This is a genomic window from Alteromonas naphthalenivorans (assembly GCF_000213655.1).
Classification (GTDB): domain Bacteria; phylum Pseudomonadota; class Gammaproteobacteria; order Enterobacterales; family Alteromonadaceae; genus Alteromonas; species Alteromonas naphthalenivorans.
The window spans coordinates 2986513-3003627 of the sequence record NC_015554.1 but is presented as its reverse complement, the minus strand read 5'-3'; the positions used below and the strand labels follow the sequence as shown (position 1 = coordinate 3003627).

The following is a 17115-nucleotide window of genomic DNA, read 5'->3' as shown; positions in this document are numbered from 1 at the left end:
CTAGTGCGTGGCTAGGTTCTATTATTTATAAAGAATAAATAATAAAACGTACTCATGACGTTGACTGCCAAAGTAAAAGTTAACGCCAAATATTCAAGCAGTGCTGCCAGCATCAACAGTTATGGTTGTACCCGTAATTGATTTTGCGCTATCACTTAATAAATATAAGACCGCCCCCGCCGCATCTTCAGGCGTGGCAAGTGTGCCAAGGGGGCTACGTCGTTTCACCGCTTCAAGTTTGTCGCCAGTAAGGCTATCTGTCATGTCTGTTTGCATGTAGCCAGGGGCTACGCAATTCACCGTTATACCGGCTTTGCCGACTTCCCGAGCAAGGGAACGGGTAAATCCTTCAAGCGCCGCTTTACTGGCGGCGTAAACGCTCAAACCATTAAATCCCGTATTGGCAATAATCGAGGAAATATTGATAATTCGACCCGTGCGGTTAAGTAACATGGCACGAGACAAATATTTGGTCAGTAAAATGGGCGCTTGAACATTCACATTCAGCAGAGTGTTTATCTCGCTATTATGCATGGTGGCCAATACACCATCGAAACCTACGGCGGCATTGTTAATAAGCGCGTAAGGTCTACCGTGTATTTTCACTATTGATTTAGTCAGTTCGTGAAGTGATTCAAGGTTCCCTAAATCAAACGGAATATGTGTAACATCATTGCTGCTACACAATGCGTCAAGGGCGGCACTACTTGCCCGTGAAATTGCCACTACTTGGTAGTTATCGGCTGCCAGCAGGTGGCATATTGCAAGGCCTAACCCGCGACTCGCGCCGGTCACAATCACTAGTTTCTTATTTGAAGTTGGCTGCTGCATATATTTACTCTGTAGACGCTTGCTGGGCTCTGCCTATCTTGCCTGTGGCGTTGATGGCTATGCTATCAGTAACGTTAATTTTTGTAGGTATTTCGAATCGGTCAAGATGCTTTTTACAATGTAGCAATAACGCAATCGCGGGCTTGGTCTCAGTGTCTTTACTAGCACAAAGCACAACATCGGCCACAACGAGTTGCCCCATGATACTGCTTTGCTTCGCATAGACTCGAGCTTGTGACACTAATGGTGATTGTAATAGCACTTGTTCTACATGTTCAGGGTGCACTTTTTGCCCGCCGACGTTAATCGCGCCGTTTGCTCTGCCTTTAAAGTAAACACGATTGTCTTCAATCATCACTACATCATTTGTGTTTACATAGCCTTGTGAATCGACCTCTACGATGGTGCTATTAACTTTGGCTAATTCAGTGTTTTTCGCTGCATCAGTCTTAATCCAAAGCACATTTTCGCTATCCACTTTCAAGCTATTACCATTTACGCCCGCGGTTAGCCATTGTTTTGGAAAACCAGGCTGGCTGTCGGTAACCGCAAATCCCACACCGGCTTCGGTAGAAGCATAGACATGCATAATTTTAGCGTTCGGAAATTGGCTTGCTAATTGGGCTAACAAAGGGGCATCGGTAATTTCTCCTCCAAGGGTTATCTTATCGATAGTGAAGGGAGGCTGACTATTTGAAAAAGCACCGCTTAATAAAAATTGACGCCAAAGGGTGGGAGTGGCGGAAATTGCATTTACTTTTTCACGTTTAATAATATCTAACTTTTCTGCGGTGTCGGTGGCAGTACAATCTACTAACGTGGCGCCATTGAGCAGGCTTTGAAGTAATACCTGTAGGCCCGCATAGCGAAAAGGTTGATAGCATAATGCCCAGCGGGTCTGTTGATGCTGCTGACCCTGTTTAATAGCACGGCACAAACTTGCACTGGTATGCCCAATCCATTTTGGTGTTCCGGTCGTTCCAGATGTTGCCAAGTGCCACACCGTTGCAGCAGATTTTTTTTGTGTGCTGACTGTCGTGTTCGTGCTGCTTTCATGAGTGAGTGCAAGCACTGTTTCAGGTTGTAGATAAAGATTTTCCACCATGCTTTCATACGCAAGCAAGTGGGCTACAAAGGTGGTTAGGTCTTTAAAAGAAAGTTCCGCGTGGCAAGGCAAATTTCCCTTAGCGCGTAATGCTTTGGCTTTGGCAATTAGGGTTTCGTAAGTTGTGTATTGAATCGCTTGAGCGTTATCATTAATACTAATCTCAGCCCTTGTATTGTGAACAAGGGCAATACCTGTAAATTTTGAAACCTGCTCGAGCAGCGACAACACCCTGTTAGCCCTTTAATGCACTTGCATAAAGCGTGGTGAACTCTCCAAAAGTACGAGGGTATACGGCTAGTTGCATCTCGCTGAAAGGATCTATACCTAAGTCTTCTTCAAGCTGCGCCACTAACATGGCAAACCCCAAAGAATCTAAACCGCTTTGAAGCAGTACGGTTTCATCATTAATGGTGTCGATGAGCGTACAATCTGCAATGACAGCTACATTGGACATAGTATCTAAAATAGTTTGCGCTAACTCAGTTCTGTTTAAATCGCTCATTAGTCTCGTTCATTATTGATGGTTTAAGATTTAGTAAAATGTATATGCTGTGCGGCTGCGCCAATTTGTTTTGGTAGCATTGAAAGCACTTTTTCCCGTTTTAAAAGCCACTGCTTTTGATGGTATAAAAAGCGCTTTACCGTAACAATAGTGCCGTCTGTTTTTTCGTCTGTTCGATCTTCAAGTGCATCGTATTGAAACAACTTGTGCATTTTGAGCACTGATTGGTTGGACGACAGCACCTCAGCATACAATGTCGCTGCATTTTTACCGATAAATGCGTAATCAAGTGCGGCAATTTCCAATAACAACCCCGACCCCGGCCACACATTGTCCTCACCGATATAACATCCCCATTCCAAGCAGGGTGTTGTCAGTTCAAGACGGTTCTCAATAGCGTCAACTAGGGTGAAATTTAATACGCCAATAGGGCGCTCGTTTTGCAAAAACACAAAGAACTGCTTCTTTGAATCATTTTTAAGTGTTTCAAACCAGCTAAGGTGCTGTTGCCAGCTTATCTCGTTGGTCGAATGCATGTTTGCGCGTATATGCGGTAAATTACGCCACCTAAGCACCGTTTCAAGGTGTGTGTCGTTTAAAGGTATAAATTGACTATTAGGTGGCATTTTAGCTTTTGTGCTAGTTGTTTTCGCATTAGCTGCTACTGGAATATGTGTCATGGGATTAAATAAGATCCCAGTTCATAGGGGTGCCTTTTTTCACATCTTGATTGACAGGCTTTCCTAACAACATGGGCAAGTTTTTCACAGGTAAACCAAGGCCTGGTCTAATTGAACGCAAGTTTGTTGGCGTTAAAATATCACCCGCCTTCAAATCGTTAGCGATATAAAGCGAACGCCTGTGTACCCGTGAATTAATCTCGGCCTCGGTACAGCCATAATTGACTTCGCCCACTGCAATGCGTGCGCGCTGACTTTCTTCTACTAGCTGTTTAAATTCTTTCGGTTCTAACGAAAATGCCGCGTCCACGCCGCCTGCATTTCTATCTATAACGAAATGTTTTTCAATCACACTCGCACCGAGTGCGGCAGCGGCAATAGCTACCCCTATGCCTGTAGTGTGATCAGATAATCCCACATGGCATCCAAACATGGCTTTTAAATGGGGTAAAGTCAGTAAGTTAGCGTTTACTGGGTCGGCGGGGTATTGGCTAGTGCATTTAAGTAGCACGTAATTTTCACAGCCATTGTCACGTAACACATCAACCGCTTCTGAAATTTCTGTCAAACTTGCCATACCTGTAGACACAATAACGGGTTTACCTGTTTTAGCCACGGCAGCAATAAGCGCGTGGTCGGTATTTTCAAATGAGGCTATTTTATAACAAGGTACGTCTAGGCTTTCCAGAAATGCGACTGAAGTGAGATCGAATGGCGTGCTAAACGCAACCATGCCTTTTGCTTTAGCGCGTTCAAAAATAGCGTTATGCCACTCCCACGGTGTAAAGGCTTTTTCATACAACTGATATAAAGACGAACCGTGCCAAAGGCTACTCTCATCATCAATATAGAACTCGCCAGTAGCAATATCTAATGTCATGGTATCAGCAGTGTAAGTCTGTAACTTTAACGCATGAACACCAGCCTCGGCGGCAGCGTCTACCATGGCCAATGCAACATCAAGGTCTTGGTTATGGTTACCGGATAATTCTGCAATAATAAAAGGGGGCTGAGTGTCACCAATAGTATGATGACCAATTGAAAATGTATCCACGTTAGCCTTCCTCTCTTAACATTTTTCTGTTTAACACTGTCTTGCCTTTTATCTTATTCATCTGCGCGACTATGACGTCAACCACTGCAACAGCGCCGCCATTTATTGGAACGAGCTTAGAGGCGATTTGAGACATATGTTGCCGAGCCGTTGCATCATTTAATAACGCAAAGGCAGAATGCGCAATGGCGTCCTGCGTAACTGTTTCGCTTTCACCAAGCCATTTGCAGGCTCCCAATTCTGACAGATATTGTGTCGTCGCGACTTGGTTGGCGGCAAGTGTTATAACAATGCTAGGCAGAGCCGAAACACAGCGCTCCCAATGCATACTACCACCTGCGCCAATCATTATTGTCGCGTGCTGCATAAGCACTGCCATTTGTGTGGTATCTACGTGCAATGTCATAGTAGGAAACTGCGCCACCTTGGTAACAATTTGGGCATAATCCACATGTTGGCTACCAATCACGACATCAACGTCAAAAAGTAAAGCGTCCAGCTTACTTATCGCTGATAAGGTTTTATCGGTTACATTCTCGGGATCTGTACCCCCAAAGCAAACTAGAATACGTTTTCTTTTTTCTTTCTCGTTGGTTTCAAGTGCGATGTTGGGTATGTGTTTTTGGGTTCTTTTAGGGGAAGCCGCGTAGAACTCTTCTCGCAATAACGTGTACTGTGGCCCCAAAAGCGTGATGCAATCTTTCGGAACAAGACTTTCATATCGTGAAGTGCTATTTGGCAGCAAGTTGCCATCTAAAAGCAGATCGCAGTGGTGTTTTCTATTGGCAAGATCATCAATCACCATCACACCCGAAACCTTCTTGTATAAACGTGTTTCGTAGTGAGCGTCTAAGCTATAGTGGTCGATAATAATCAGGTCGGTTTTAGGCGATATTACCGCTAATGTATTCGCAGCGTGTTGCGCCGGGTCGTTGTCTATGTCAGCAATAACATGTACATCGTACCCAGAAGCTTCTATCTTGGATGAAAGCGCAGCCCCGCTGTTACTGATAATAAATTCGCAATACGCAACGTTACGCAGTGCTCGAGCCAAGGTAAGGCAACGCATAACGTGGCCAGCACCAATAGCGATGGAAGCATCAACGCGAAAAGCGACTTTTAACATTCACCCATCTCTTTAAGTACTTTGTACAACACTTCTGCACGCTTCCAATCTTCGGGTGTATCGATATCTTGAACTAGGTGTGATGGGAGTTTAATCATGCGAGATTGAGGGGAAAATACCCGCTTAGTTTTATCTAGCCATGTATTGGCATAAGCAACGTATAGCTGCCCAGCATCATGAAAGGTGTCGGGTAAATCTTGCGAGCGTTTACCAATCGTTTCAGGATTAAATGGCATTACTTCACCATATTCAGATTGCAATAGTGCTCGTTGAATAGGGAAAGAGAATTGATTTACCGTAAAGACAAACTCAGCATTATCTTGCTGAAGCCGGTGAACAGCATCATCCATTAGCGACCCACTTAAAAAAGGTGCGGTAGCATACAAGCACGCACAAACATTAACATCCCACCCCAGAGCGACTAAAGATTCTAGCGCACTGCGAATTACCGGCGTAGTACCTGTCTTGTCGTCTGCCAGTGATACCTCTCTTAAGAAAGGCACTTCTGCGCCATATTGAATGGCAATATCGGCAATTTCCCTATCGTCAGTGGACACCACGACTTTATCAATAGCAATACTGCTAAGTGCGGCTTCTATTGAGTAGGCAATAATAGGCTTACCCCGAAATAACTTAATATTCTTTCGAGGGATGCGCTTACTTCCGCCTCGGGCTGGAATAATGGCTATATTCATGAGTAACGTGCTCTATACCTTTGCTTTCATTACGGCTTCATTATTTTGTACTCGCGGCACTTATCAAGCGACGAGTAAGCGTGCTTCTTTTACTTTATCGGCCACAAGTGAAATTTGTGAAGGCGTAAGATCTGGAAATAGTGGAAGGGTAACTGCTTGTGTGTAGTAGGTTTCGGCATTCGGGCAATAACCCTTTTTGAAGCCCAAAGCTTGATAGTAAGGTTGAAGATAAATTGGAATATAATGAACATGCCCTACAATACCTTGTTCGCGCAAGAACGTTATAACCTGGCGATGCTGATTATCATCAATGCCAATGAACCGAACCACATAGAGGTGATAACTGCTATAGCTGTTTTCGTCGACGACTAACGGTGCTATCTCGACTTGGCTTTCGGCCAGCAACTCGTGCATTTCAGAAAATAGCTGGTGGTAGCGCTTAGCATGTTGATTACGCTTCTCTACAAACTGGGGCAATTTTGTAAGTTGGCTTAAACCTAGTGCCGCTTCTACATCGTTCATACGGTAGTTGAAACCTAACGAGTGCTGCTGATAATACCAGGGACCGTGGGAAGGTTCGGTTAACAAAGCCGCATCGGCAGATACACCATGACTTCGTTGCAACGCCATTTGGTTGCATAGTTCTTCGTTATTGGTAAGCGCCATACCACCTTCCATCGTGGTAATGATTTTAACGGGGTGAAAACTAAAAATACAAATATCTGAAAACTCGCAACTACCTACGTTTTTGTCGTTGTAACGAGCGCCTACCGCATGTGAGGCATCTTCGATTATTCGAAATTGATACCGTGTTGCAAGTTTCGCAAGTTCAGCCATGTCACAGGACTGCCCTGCAAAATGAACGGGTATCAAAACTTTAGGTAGCGTGTTGTCGCGTTCTGCCGCTTCAAGTTTTTCAGCAAGAGCCCGCATGCACATATTGCCGGTGGAGAAATCAATATCAACGAAATCCACATCTGCGCCACAGTAAAGGGCGCAGTTTGCTGATGCCACAAAAGAGTTTGGTGATGTCCATACACAATCACCTAAACCCACATTGAGTGCCAAGCAGGCAAGGTGTAATGCGGAAGTGGCGCTGTTGGTTGCTACAGCATGATTGGCATTGCAATAACTGGCCATCGCTTGTTCAAACTTAGGTACAGCGGGGCCCTGTGTAAGCCAATCCGATTTTAGGGCTGACACTACTGCCTCAATATCATCGTCATCTAAATGCTGACGACCATAAGGGATCATGCCTCAGACTCCTCGTTAAACTGAATTATCTCATCAACAGTTAAAAACGAAGGGTTTGTATCTGATATATATTCGAAACCTTCCGCTACTGGCTTACCTTTTTCATCAAGGGCATTGCTAGTAAAATTATTGCTGCGGTGAAAGAATTTAATGGCCGGCGCAATCACGAAATGATCGTCAAATTCGTAAGTGTGAAATGCCATATCGCCGGGGCACATCATTTCGTGTAGCTTTTCACCTGGTCGTATACCAATAATCTTTATAGGTAAGTTAGGTGCCATCGCTTTTGCTAATTCGGTAATGCGAATAGAGGGGATTTTAGGAACAAAAATCTCTCCGCCCAGCATACGCGCAAAGTTTTTCAATACAAAATCTACGCCTTGCTGAAGCGTGATCCAGAATCGCGTCATATCTTGATGCGTAATAGGTATATGGTCGTTACCTTCATCAATTAATTTATTGAAAAAAGGCACCACTGAGCCTCTAGATCCCACAACGTTACCGTAGCGTACCACTGAGAATCGAGGTTTCTTACCGCCAACCATATTATTAGCAGCTACAAATAATTTATCTGAAGCGAGTTTTGTTGCACCGTATAGATTGACAGGGTTAGCCGCTTTGTCAGTGGATAATGCAATGACTTTACTCACACCGTTATCGATGGCGGCGTTAATCACATTTTCAGCGCCATCTATATTCGTGCGTATACACTCGGTTGGGTTGTACTCTGCAGCAGGCACTTGCTTCATAGCAGCGGCATGAATAACATAATCAACACCTTGCATAGCACGAGTTAACCGGTCTTTATCACGAACATCACCAATGAAATATCGCATACAAGAGGCGTTAAATTTCTGCTGCATTTCGTATTGCTTGAGTTCATCACGAGAGTAGATGATTAAGCGCTTAGGTTTGTAACGAGACAACAAGGTTTCTGTATATTTGTGTCCAAAAGACCCAGTACCACCTGTTATCAGTATTGATTTACCGTCGAACATGTCTCGCTCGCTATTTTTATCATTATGAAAATAAATATATCATGTGTCGGCGCGAATGCCATAAACCATTAGTTTTTAACAGTTCCTATTCGCTATATTTCGCTTTTAAATACAAATTTAGCACGCCAATCTATATATGAGTATGCCAATGTATACTTATTAATGATGAAGTGGGGTACTTGAGTTTCGTAAAATGCTGTATAATTACTGAACTAATTACCGCAATTATCACTTAACCGGAGGTTAATATGTTGAAAGTTGATTCTGACATAGGCAGTTCGCTTCTTCAGCAAGTACAAGAAAAGCAAAATACGCTTTTGGAAAAACTTGCGTCCGGCAAAGAAATTAATAGCGCTTCAGACGGCGCAGCGGCCCAACAAATTATTGACCGTTTAACTTCTGAGGTTGAAGGCAATCGTCAGGCTGTTAATAACGTTTATGATGGCATTTCGTTAGCCCAAGTCGCTGAAGGCGGGTTAAGTAACATCAATGATGATGTTAACCGTATACGTGAACTTACCATTCAGTCAGGTAATGGCGTTTTAAGCGACGGCGACCGTCAAGCACTGCAATCTGAAATATCACAGCTTCAAGAGAACATCAGCTTTACCATTGAACAAACCAATTTTGCAGGTAAACCCTTGTTGTCAGACAATGGCGCGCTAAGTTTTCAAGTTGGGGCGAATGGTGGCAATTCAGTTGATGTTAAAACCCAAGATATTGGCAGCCAACTATCAGATGTTCTTTCTATCGATTTAACCTCTGGTAGTAGTGTTGATGATGCGTTAAGTGCTACCGACGAAGCGATTGAAATTTTGGGTGGCGCACGTGGGGATTTGGGCGCTACGCAAAATAGTTTGGCTAGTACTGCTCGAAATTTAACCCAATCCAATGTGAACACCGCAGAAGCACGTAGTCGAATTCAAGATTTAGATTACGCTCAAGCAAGCTCTCAACAAGCGGCAAATGATGTGCAAGGACAAGCGGCTTTAACGGTTCAAGCCCAAGCGAATCAGCAGCAAGGGCAGGTTTTAGCGTTGCTCAGTTAAACATTAAATTTGAGTGAGTTATTCGAAAGAAGCAGGGAATCCTGCTTTTTTTATTGCTACATTTCCGAAAACACCAGTTGCGCTGCGATCTTTTGTCGTTACAATTTACAAATGCGCTAAACTGTAAATAATAACAAAGCGTTCTCGGGGATTTGATGAAGGATATTTTGCTGGTTAGTGATAGCCAGGAACTAATTCATAGCTTAGAAACCATAGTCACCTTTTTGGGAGAGTCGTGTCAGTCACGAGGGCTTTCTGACTGTGAAAGTTACCTGAAAGAAAAGGGCGCAGATGCGGTACTTATTGAGTACGCGTCACCGTCAGTGGTGAATTCACTGGTTGCTCGTTTTCCACACATACCATTCGTTGCCATTTTACATTCAAATGGCGAAGTGGCCGCGTCGTGCAATTTAGTCAGCGTGATCACCTTACCGCTTACTTACCCAGTACTTACGCAATCAATTCACCGATGCCAAGAATACAGCCGCAGAAAGCCGGGTAAAACCCGCGCTGGTGGGTCTAAAACTCGCTTGTTTAGAAGTTTGGTTGGTAAAAGCGACGAAATTCAGATTGTGCGTAGGTTGGTAGAGCAAGTGGCTCCAACAGAGGCAACAGTGCTAATTTTGGGTGAGTCTGGTACAGGTAAGGAAGTGGTGGCACGTAATGTACATTTCTTGTCAGAACGTAAAGATGGCCCCTTTATTCCTGTTAACTGCGGTGCTATTCCCGGCGAGCTTCTTGAAAGTGAATTGTTTGGTCACGAAAAAGGCGCGTTTACTGGAGCTATAAGTGCTCGAAAAGGCCGTTTTGAATTAGCCGAGGGTGGAACATTATTTCTAGATGAAATTGGCGACATGCCGTTGCAGATGCAAGTCAAACTGCTGCGGGTACTGCAAGAGCGTATTTACGAGCGAGTAGGTGGTAGTAAGCCTCAACAATGCAATGTTCGTATTATTGCGGCAACCCATCGTCATCTAGAAACTATGATCAAAGAAGATAAGTTTCGTGAAGATCTCTACTACCGCTTAAATGTGTTCCCTATTGATAGCCCTGCATTACGTCAACGCAAAGACGACATCCCGTTACTGCTGCAAGAACTCAACAGCCGTATTCAAGGGGATGGTGTAGATAGTGTGAGGTTCACTGAACGCGCAATAGAATCGTTAATGGAACATAATTGGGCGGGTAATGTTCGTGAACTCTCAAATTTAGTTGAGCGCCTGAGCATACTTTATCCCGGTCAAATCGTTGATGTGGCCGACCTTCCAGAGAAATACCAGTACGGTGAAATTCAAGCGTACGAACCAGATTACCCCGAAGAGTTGCTAGAGCGAGACGCGTTTAATGCGCTTTTCGCAGAATCAGCTTCGCAAGACCCGTACGATGAACCAGAAGAAGAGTCTGGCTTGCCGGTTTCTTCCTCACTTCCTGAAGAAGGGGTTAATCTAAAAGAGTATCTTTCTGAGCTTGAGATCACCCTCATTCGCCAAGCATTAGAACAACAAGAGTGGGTCGTTGCTCGCGCTGCAGATAAGCTCGGAATGCGTAGAACTACCCTTGTTGAGAAAATGCGTAAGTACGATATTCAGCGTATGGAAGAAGTTTAACGTCAATTACCTGACGTTAAACTTCTGCCTAAATTTATCGTAACTATCTGATAAATATCATCTAAAAAACTGGCATGGCTTCTGCTATATAAAATCATATACACAAACCGTCTTTAAATTGACGAGAGCCATATGATTTTTGATAGCACACACGACAGCAGTACTTCATCTTCTGAACAATTCACTTCATCTTATGATGTGCCTAGTGTCGAGCATGCGCTTGAGGCTGCAACACCGTCGTATGTGAGTGAAGCAGAAGTCAGTTCACTTCGTCGCCAAGCTAGTCGTTTGGAGAACTTGCTTCAGGTCATGCCAGCTGGCGTCATCGTTATTGACGGCAAAGGGGTTGTGCGTCAAGCCAATGACTTAGCTAAGGCATTGCTGGGTGAGCCGTTAGAAGAACAAATATGGCGTAGCATCATTGCTCGCTCATTTAACCCTCGTGCAGACGATGGTCATGAAGTGTCATTGGTAGATGGTCGTCGCGTTAAACTTTCTATAACGCCACTTGAAGACGAGCCAGGGCAACTGATTGTTATTACCGATTTGACGGAGACACGTCGGCTTCAAGCCAGTGTCAGCCATATGCAGCGTTTATCTTCGTTAGGCAAAATGGTGGCATCCCTTGCGCATCAGATTCGCACGCCTTTATCCGCCGCTATGCTTTATGCCTCTAATTTAACGCGAAAAGATTTACCCCAGCATGCATCTGAGCAATTTGCTCGAAAGATGACAGACAGACTGAAAGAGTTAGAAAGCCAAGTTAATGACATGCTGTTGTTCGCCAAGTCTGGTGAACAACAAGTTGTGAATACCTTGTCGCTTGCCAGCTTGCGAGAAGCCATTGAGCCGAATGCGCAAACCATCACTGCGCAGCAAGCACAAAAAATTGCTTTTCATGGCTTCGATTCAACGGATGCACTTATCACTGGGAATCTCACCGCGTTGCAAGGTGCTGTGCTGAACCTTATTCAAAATGCGAGTCAAGTTACGCCTAAGGGCTACACGGTTTCAGTTAATGCAGTAGTGCATGAAGATAAGGTGCTACTTTGCGTTAATGATAAGGGACCAGGTGTACCCAATACCCTAATCAATAAAATATTCGAGCCGTTCTTTACCACCAAAACTCATGGTACAGGGCTGGGGTTAGCCGTGGTGAAATCGGTAGCTAAAGCACATAACGGTTCGCTTAGCGTGGTAAATCTTAATGAAGGAGGTGCTTGCTTTACGCTTGCATTGCCTTGTAACACTCAGGCTATCGGGCAACACAATAAGCCTCACTCAAATGTCGCTTAATTGCTAGGAGAATTAGAAATGTCTAAAACAACTATTCTTATCGTGGAAGACGATGCTGGGTTACGCGAAGCGTTGTACGACACCTTATTACTAGGCGATTACGATGTTGTAGATGCCGACTGTGCCGAGGCTGCATTAATGGTATTAGCGGGTCGAAAGATAGATCTTGTGGTGAGTGATATTCAAATGGGTGAAATGAGCGGCCTTACTTTGTTGAAAAGCATTAAGGCGAAATACCCTCAACTGCCTGTATTGTTAATGACAGCGTATGCCACCATTGATGATGCCGTGCAGGCCATGCGAGATGGTGCTACTGATTATCTGTCTAAGCCATTCGCCCCTGAAGTGCTACTTAATCTTGTTGGGCGCTATGCACCTGCTCAAAAAGTAGAATCTTGCACGCCTATTGTGGCTGACCCTTCTAGTTTAAAACTACTTGAATTATCAAGAAAAGTGGCGAAGTCAGAAGCGACCGTGATGGTGCTTGGGCCAAGTGGTTCTGGTAAGGAAGTACTTTCTCGCTATATACACGATCAGTCTACTCGCGCCGATGCGCCTTTTGTGGCAATTAACTGCGCCGCTATTCCTGAAAACATGCTTGAGGCTACCTTGTTCGGGTATGAAAAAGGCGCGTTTACCGGCGCTATTCAGGCCTGTCCGGGTAAGTTTGAACAAGCCCAAGGCGGTACACTGCTATTAGATGAAATTACCGAAATGGATTTAGCGCTTCAGGCGAAACTACTTCGTGTTATTCAAGAGCGTGAAGTAGAGCGACTCGGTGGGCGCAAAACGATTAAACTAGATGTACGGGTTATTGCCACCAGTAACCGCGATTTACGTAAAGCGGTAGAACTAGGAAACTTCCGAGAAGATTTGTATTACCGCTTAAATGTTTTTCCTATCACATGGCGGCCACTTGCTGAGCGTCCGGGTGATATTGTACCGCTAGCTGAACATCTGATTAATCGTCACACTAGCGTACAAGGCTTAGGCAATGTTCGTCTCAGTGCCGCGGCACGAAATAAATTGGCGCAATACACTTGGCCAGGTAACGTGCGAGAGCTTGAAAATGTTATTCAGCGGGCTCTCATACTGTGTGAAGATGGCAGTATAGAGTCTGGTGACTTAATGATTGATATGGCGGTGCATGACGAGATGGCAGTAAAGCAGGACGAGCCCGAAGATAATAGTCGTTTAGGCTCAGAGCTTCGCCAGCAAGAACATCAAATCATCCTTGATACACTTACCTTGTGTAACGGTAAGCGTAAAGATGTGGCAGAAAAACTAGGTATCAGCCCTCGAACCTTACGTTATAAGTTAGCTAGAATGCGTGAAGATGGGATTGAATTACCCGCCTAACATATCAAACTAGCTTGGTAATTAAGAGGGGCTTTTATTCTTTATTTTAGCCCCTTATTTTTAACGTGTTATCTGCTGTGCTGTACTATTTGTTGGCTTAGCTTGGCCTTGTATTTGGTTGTGCGTCACGGTAATACACGAAGTGTTTTGCGCTGCTCCTCGCTATTTTACATTACGCATTTACACCACTTTACGCCCATTCACTTTCTTGACGCTATTTCCCCCTCTCTGTCATAAAATTGGCTACTTCTTTACAAATCTGCGTAACTCATTGCTTTGAAATGGTTTTTGCGTGACTTTTAAAGTTGGCTTGCCACTTGCTAGTAGTCTTATAGTTATAACTAGTTGTCTTATAGTTAAGTATTAGTCATCAGAGCGCATTGTCGTTAAACGGCAATTCCCCACCGATATTCGAAGGAGTGGTTATGGACGTTAAAGCCAATAGTTTGTACCAAGAAATGCAAAGCATGATTGGGCAAACTCGTATGCCTGCAAACGAACTTCAACCATCAAACGAGATTAACCCCTCGGCCAACGAGTTCTCTACCATGCTTAAACAAGCGGTAGATGGGGTTAATGGCATGCAATTAGAATCTAAAGATTTACAGCAGCGGTTTGAAATGGGTGATAAGTCATTGAGCCTTGCCGAAGTTATGCTAACCAAAGAGAAAGCAGGCATAGCCTTTGAGGCCACAGTGCAAGTACGTAACAAGGTACTTGAAGCGTATAAAACCATTATGAACATGCCGGTGTAGTTGGAGTAAGTCATGGCTGAAGCAACAGGCACAAATTTAACCGTTAACGACCCTTCCATGGGGAGCGATAACGAGCCTGAGAATAAATCAGGATTTATGGATACCTTAGGCAGTGCAGACATGATGCGCCAAATGGCGTTAGTGGTAGTGCTTGTTATTTGTGTCGCAATTGCAGTCTTTATACTAATTTGGGCGCAAGAGCCTGATTTTCGTCCGTTAGCAAAAATGGAAACCCAAGAGCTTATCGAAACCTTGGATTACATGGACGCCAATCAAATAGAATATCGTTTAGAGGGAAATACGGTTTACGTTCGAAGTGACGAATTTCAAACTATACGCTTGGGCATGACACGTCAGGGCTTAACCGGTTCTTCTGATGCTGGTACCGATATCATCATGCAGGACATGGGATTCGGAGTAAGTCAGCGGGTAGAGATGGAACGCTTGAAACATGCCCGTGAACAACAAATAGCCGCCACTATTGAAGATATCTCCAGTATACAAAAAGCACGCGTTCTATTGGCCATGCCAAAAGAAAATGTGTTTGCTCGCCGAGAGAAAAAAGCCTCGGCTACGGTAGTACTTACCGCTAAGCGCGGCAAAGTGATTGCGGGAGAGGAAGTCGACTCAGTTATCGATATTGTGGCGTCAGCCGTACAGAACATGGAGCCTTCAGCGGTAACGGTGACCGATAGCAATGGCCGATTGCTAAATTCGGGTTCACAAGATTCACTCAGCGCTCGTGCACGAAAAGAATATGAAATTGAAAGACAGCGCGAACAAGAATATCTAGAAAAAATTGACGCTATTCTTATTCCTGTTTTAGGTATTGGTAATTACACCGCGCAAGCGGATGTGAGTATGGACTTTACTGCACTTGAGCAAACTCAGCGTAGCTATAATCCCGACTTACCAGCTGTTCGTAGCGAAATGATCAACGAACAAAATAGCGTGGGTGGTGGTGCTATGGGTATTCCTGGCGCGTTAACTAATCAACCTCCGTTAGACTCGAATATTCCTGAAAATCCAGAAGCAGGCGCACAAGCTACTTTGCCAGGAAGCACGTCGAAAGTATCTACTCGTAACTACGAACTAGACACCACCATTAGTCATACCAAAAAGCAAAGTGGCGTAATTCGCAGGTTAAGCGTATCGGTGGCGGTAGACTATCTTCAAGTTGCTGGTGAAGATGGTACTACCTCGGCAGAGCCTCGCAATCAAGAAGCGTTATTAAACATTCGCCGTTTGCTACAAGGTGGTGTTGGGTTTGATGTGACTCGTGGCGACTCGCTAGAAGTGGTGAGTGTTCCGTTCACTCGTATGGATGATGGTGTTATTGAAGATGCGCCAATATGGGAACAGCCCGCATTTTTGCCTATACTCAAGCTAGTCATTGGTGGTTTGGTTATTATCGTGCTTATCATCTTTGTGATAAGACCAATGCTACGTCGCTTGATTAACCCTGATGAGTCGAAAGAAGCTGACGACTTTGATGCAGATGAAGGTTTAGACCTTGGTGACGAAACCATTAGTATGCTGTCTACTGACTTCGATGAAGGTCAGGTGGGCTTCGCGGCAGATGGTTCACTAATGCTGCCAGATTTACATAAAGATGAAGACGTATTAAAAGCGGTTCGTGCACTGGTTGCGAACGAACCTGAATTGTCAGCCCAAGTTGTTAAGGGCTGGCTGATGCAAGATGAGTAAGTGAGAGCGTATTATGGCTGAAGAACTTGCCACTACTGAAGAAGCGTCCTATGACGTCAGTAAGCTAGAAGGGGTTGAAAAAGCCGCTATTTTGCTTCTGAGTTTGTCTGAAGAAGACGCTGCACAAATATTAAAACATCTTGAGCCAAAGCAAGTTCAAAAGCTGGGCTCTGAGATGGCAAAAGTGGATGATATGACGCAGACAAAAATTACGTCTGTGCATAAACACTTTATTGAAGAGATTCAAAACTACAGTACCATCGGCTTCCAGAGCCAAGACTTTGTTAAGCGAGCGCTTACAGCTGCACTAGGTGAAGATAAAGCGGCTAACTTAATTGACCAAATACTGATGGGAAGTGGGGCGAAAGGCCTAGATTCGTTGAAGTGGATGGACTCGAAGCAAGTGGCCAGTATCATTCGAAACGAGCACCCTCAGATTCAAACCATTGTATTGTCGTACTTAGAGCCAGAGCAGAGTGCCGAAATATTGGCGCAGTTCCCAGAAAAAGTGCGCCTAGACTTGTTAATGCGTATTGCTAACCTTGAAGAAGTTCAGCCTGCTGCACTGCAAGAGCTTAACGAAATCATGGAGAAACAGTTCGCCGGTCAAGCGGGTACGCAAGCAGCTAAAATGGGCGGCCTGAAATCTGCAGCGAACATCATGAACTATCTTGATACCGCTATTGAAGGTCAGTTGATGGATGCCATCCGTGAACAAGACGAAGAGATGAGCCAGCAAATTCAAGATCTCATGTTTGTCTTCGACAATTTAGTCGATGTAGACGATAAAGGTATTCAAGCTATCTTGCGCGAAGTGCAACAAGATGCGCTGCTTAAGTCAATTAAAGGCGCCGATGAAGAACTTAAGAACAAGATTATGAAAAACATGTCGAAGCGTGCAGCAGAAATGCTTAACGACGACCTTGAAGCCTTAGGGCCTGTACGTATATCTGAAGTTGAAACCGCACAGAAAGAAATTCTCTCTGTTGCCAGAAGACTGTCTGATTCAGGTGAAATTATGCTGGGCGGCGGAGGCGGTGAAGAGTTCTTATAACCCTTCATTAATTATTCGCCATTGTGGTTAAAATAGGCCT

Annotated in this window: 16 protein-coding genes; 7 read left to right on the top strand and 9 right to left on the bottom strand. The window is 44.4% G+C overall.

What is annotated here, in order from left to right; translation table 11 throughout:
* Nucleotides 1-93: 93 nt before the first annotated feature.
* From AMBT_RS13155 to pseB, 9 genes are all read right to left on the bottom strand, one after another.
* A complete protein-coding gene (locus AMBT_RS13155) occupies nt 94-831 on the bottom strand; it encodes an SDR family NAD(P)-dependent oxidoreductase (RefSeq protein WP_013785120.1) in 738 nt (245 codons plus the stop codon).
* Nucleotides 832-835: 4 nt separating this feature from the next.
* The gene (locus AMBT_RS13150) at nt 836-2167 is read right to left on the bottom strand and encodes an ANL family adenylate-forming protein (protein WP_013785119.1); all 1332 of its coding nucleotides are present in this window, start codon (nt 2165-2167) and stop codon (nt 836-838) included.
* 4 nt (nt 2168-2171) lie between these two features.
* Nucleotides 2172-2441 carry an acyl carrier protein gene (locus AMBT_RS13145; protein ID WP_013785118.1) on the bottom strand — a complete coding sequence of 90 codons (270 nt, stop codon included), beginning with the start codon at nt 2439-2441 and terminating at the stop codon, nt 2172-2174.
* Between the two features lie 23 nt (nt 2442-2464).
* Nucleotides 2465-3121, bottom strand: coding sequence for a UDP-4-amino-4,6-dideoxy-N-acetyl-beta-L-altrosamine N-acetyltransferase (gene pseH, locus AMBT_RS13140; RefSeq protein WP_013785117.1), 657 nt, complete (start codon nt 3119-3121; stop codon nt 2465-2467).
* 4 nt (nt 3122-3125) lie between these two features.
* Complete coding sequence (pseI, locus tag AMBT_RS13135; RefSeq protein WP_013785116.1) at nt 3126-4175, bottom strand: pseudaminic acid synthase; 1050 nt, start codon at nt 4173-4175, stop codon at nt 3126-3128.
* Between the two features lies 1 nt (nt 4176).
* The gene (gene pseG, locus AMBT_RS13130) at nt 4177-5301 is read right to left on the bottom strand and encodes a UDP-2,4-diacetamido-2,4,6-trideoxy-beta-L-altropyranose hydrolase (protein WP_013785115.1); all 1125 of its coding nucleotides are present in this window, start codon (nt 5299-5301) and stop codon (nt 4177-4179) included.
* Nucleotides 5295-5996, bottom strand: a complete 702-nt coding sequence (gene pseF / locus AMBT_RS13125) for a pseudaminic acid cytidylyltransferase (RefSeq protein WP_013785114.1) — start codon at nt 5994-5996, stop codon at nt 5295-5297. Before pseF ends, pseG begins: the two co-directional genes overlap by 7 nt.
* Before the next feature lie 63 nt (nt 5997-6059).
* Nucleotides 6060-7250 (bottom strand): UDP-4-amino-4,6-dideoxy-N-acetyl-beta-L-altrosamine transaminase, encoded by a 1191-nt coding sequence (gene pseC / locus AMBT_RS13120; RefSeq protein WP_013785113.1) that lies wholly within the window; start codon nt 7248-7250, stop codon nt 6060-6062.
* On the bottom strand, nt 7247-8248 hold the full coding sequence (gene pseB, locus AMBT_RS13115; RefSeq protein WP_013785112.1) for a UDP-N-acetylglucosamine 4,6-dehydratase (inverting): 1002 nt from the start codon (nt 8246-8248) through the stop codon (nt 7247-7249). The genes pseC and pseB overlap by 4 nt, the downstream gene beginning before the upstream one ends.
* 248 nt (nt 8249-8496) lie before the next feature.
* Between pseB and AMBT_RS13110 the strand changes: the two genes are divergently transcribed.
* From AMBT_RS13110 to fliG, 7 genes are all read left to right on the top strand, one after another.
* A complete protein-coding gene (locus AMBT_RS13110; protein ID WP_013785111.1) occupies nt 8497-9297 on the top strand; it encodes a flagellin in 801 nt (266 codons plus the stop codon).
* Nucleotides 9298-9452: 155 nt separating this feature from the next.
* Nucleotides 9453-10904, top strand: a complete 1452-nt coding sequence (locus AMBT_RS13105) for a sigma-54 dependent transcriptional regulator (protein ID WP_013785110.1) — start codon at nt 9453-9455, stop codon at nt 10902-10904.
* Between the two features lie 132 nt (nt 10905-11036).
* Nucleotides 11037-12200, top strand: a complete 1164-nt coding sequence (locus AMBT_RS13100; RefSeq protein ID WP_013785109.1) for a sensor histidine kinase — start codon at nt 11037-11039, stop codon at nt 12198-12200.
* A gap of 18 nt (nt 12201-12218) precedes the next feature.
* Complete coding sequence (locus AMBT_RS13095; protein ID WP_013785108.1) at nt 12219-13559, top strand: sigma-54-dependent transcriptional regulator; 1341 nt, start codon at nt 12219-12221, stop codon at nt 13557-13559.
* Nucleotides 13560-13984: 425 nt separating this feature from the next.
* Nucleotides 13985-14314: a flagellar hook-basal body complex protein FliE gene (gene fliE / locus AMBT_RS13090; RefSeq protein WP_013785107.1), complete on the top strand. Its 330-nt coding sequence runs from the start codon at nt 13985-13987 to the stop codon at nt 14312-14314.
* Between the two features lie 12 nt (nt 14315-14326).
* A complete protein-coding gene (fliF, locus tag AMBT_RS13085) occupies nt 14327-16021 on the top strand; it encodes a flagellar basal-body MS-ring/collar protein FliF (protein WP_013785106.1) in 1695 nt (564 codons plus the stop codon).
* Between the two features lie 13 nt (nt 16022-16034).
* Entirely contained in the window at nt 16035-17075 is a 1041-nt protein-coding gene (gene fliG / locus AMBT_RS13080) for a flagellar motor switch protein FliG (protein WP_013785105.1), read from the top strand.
* Nucleotides 17076-17115: the final 40 nt, after the last annotated feature.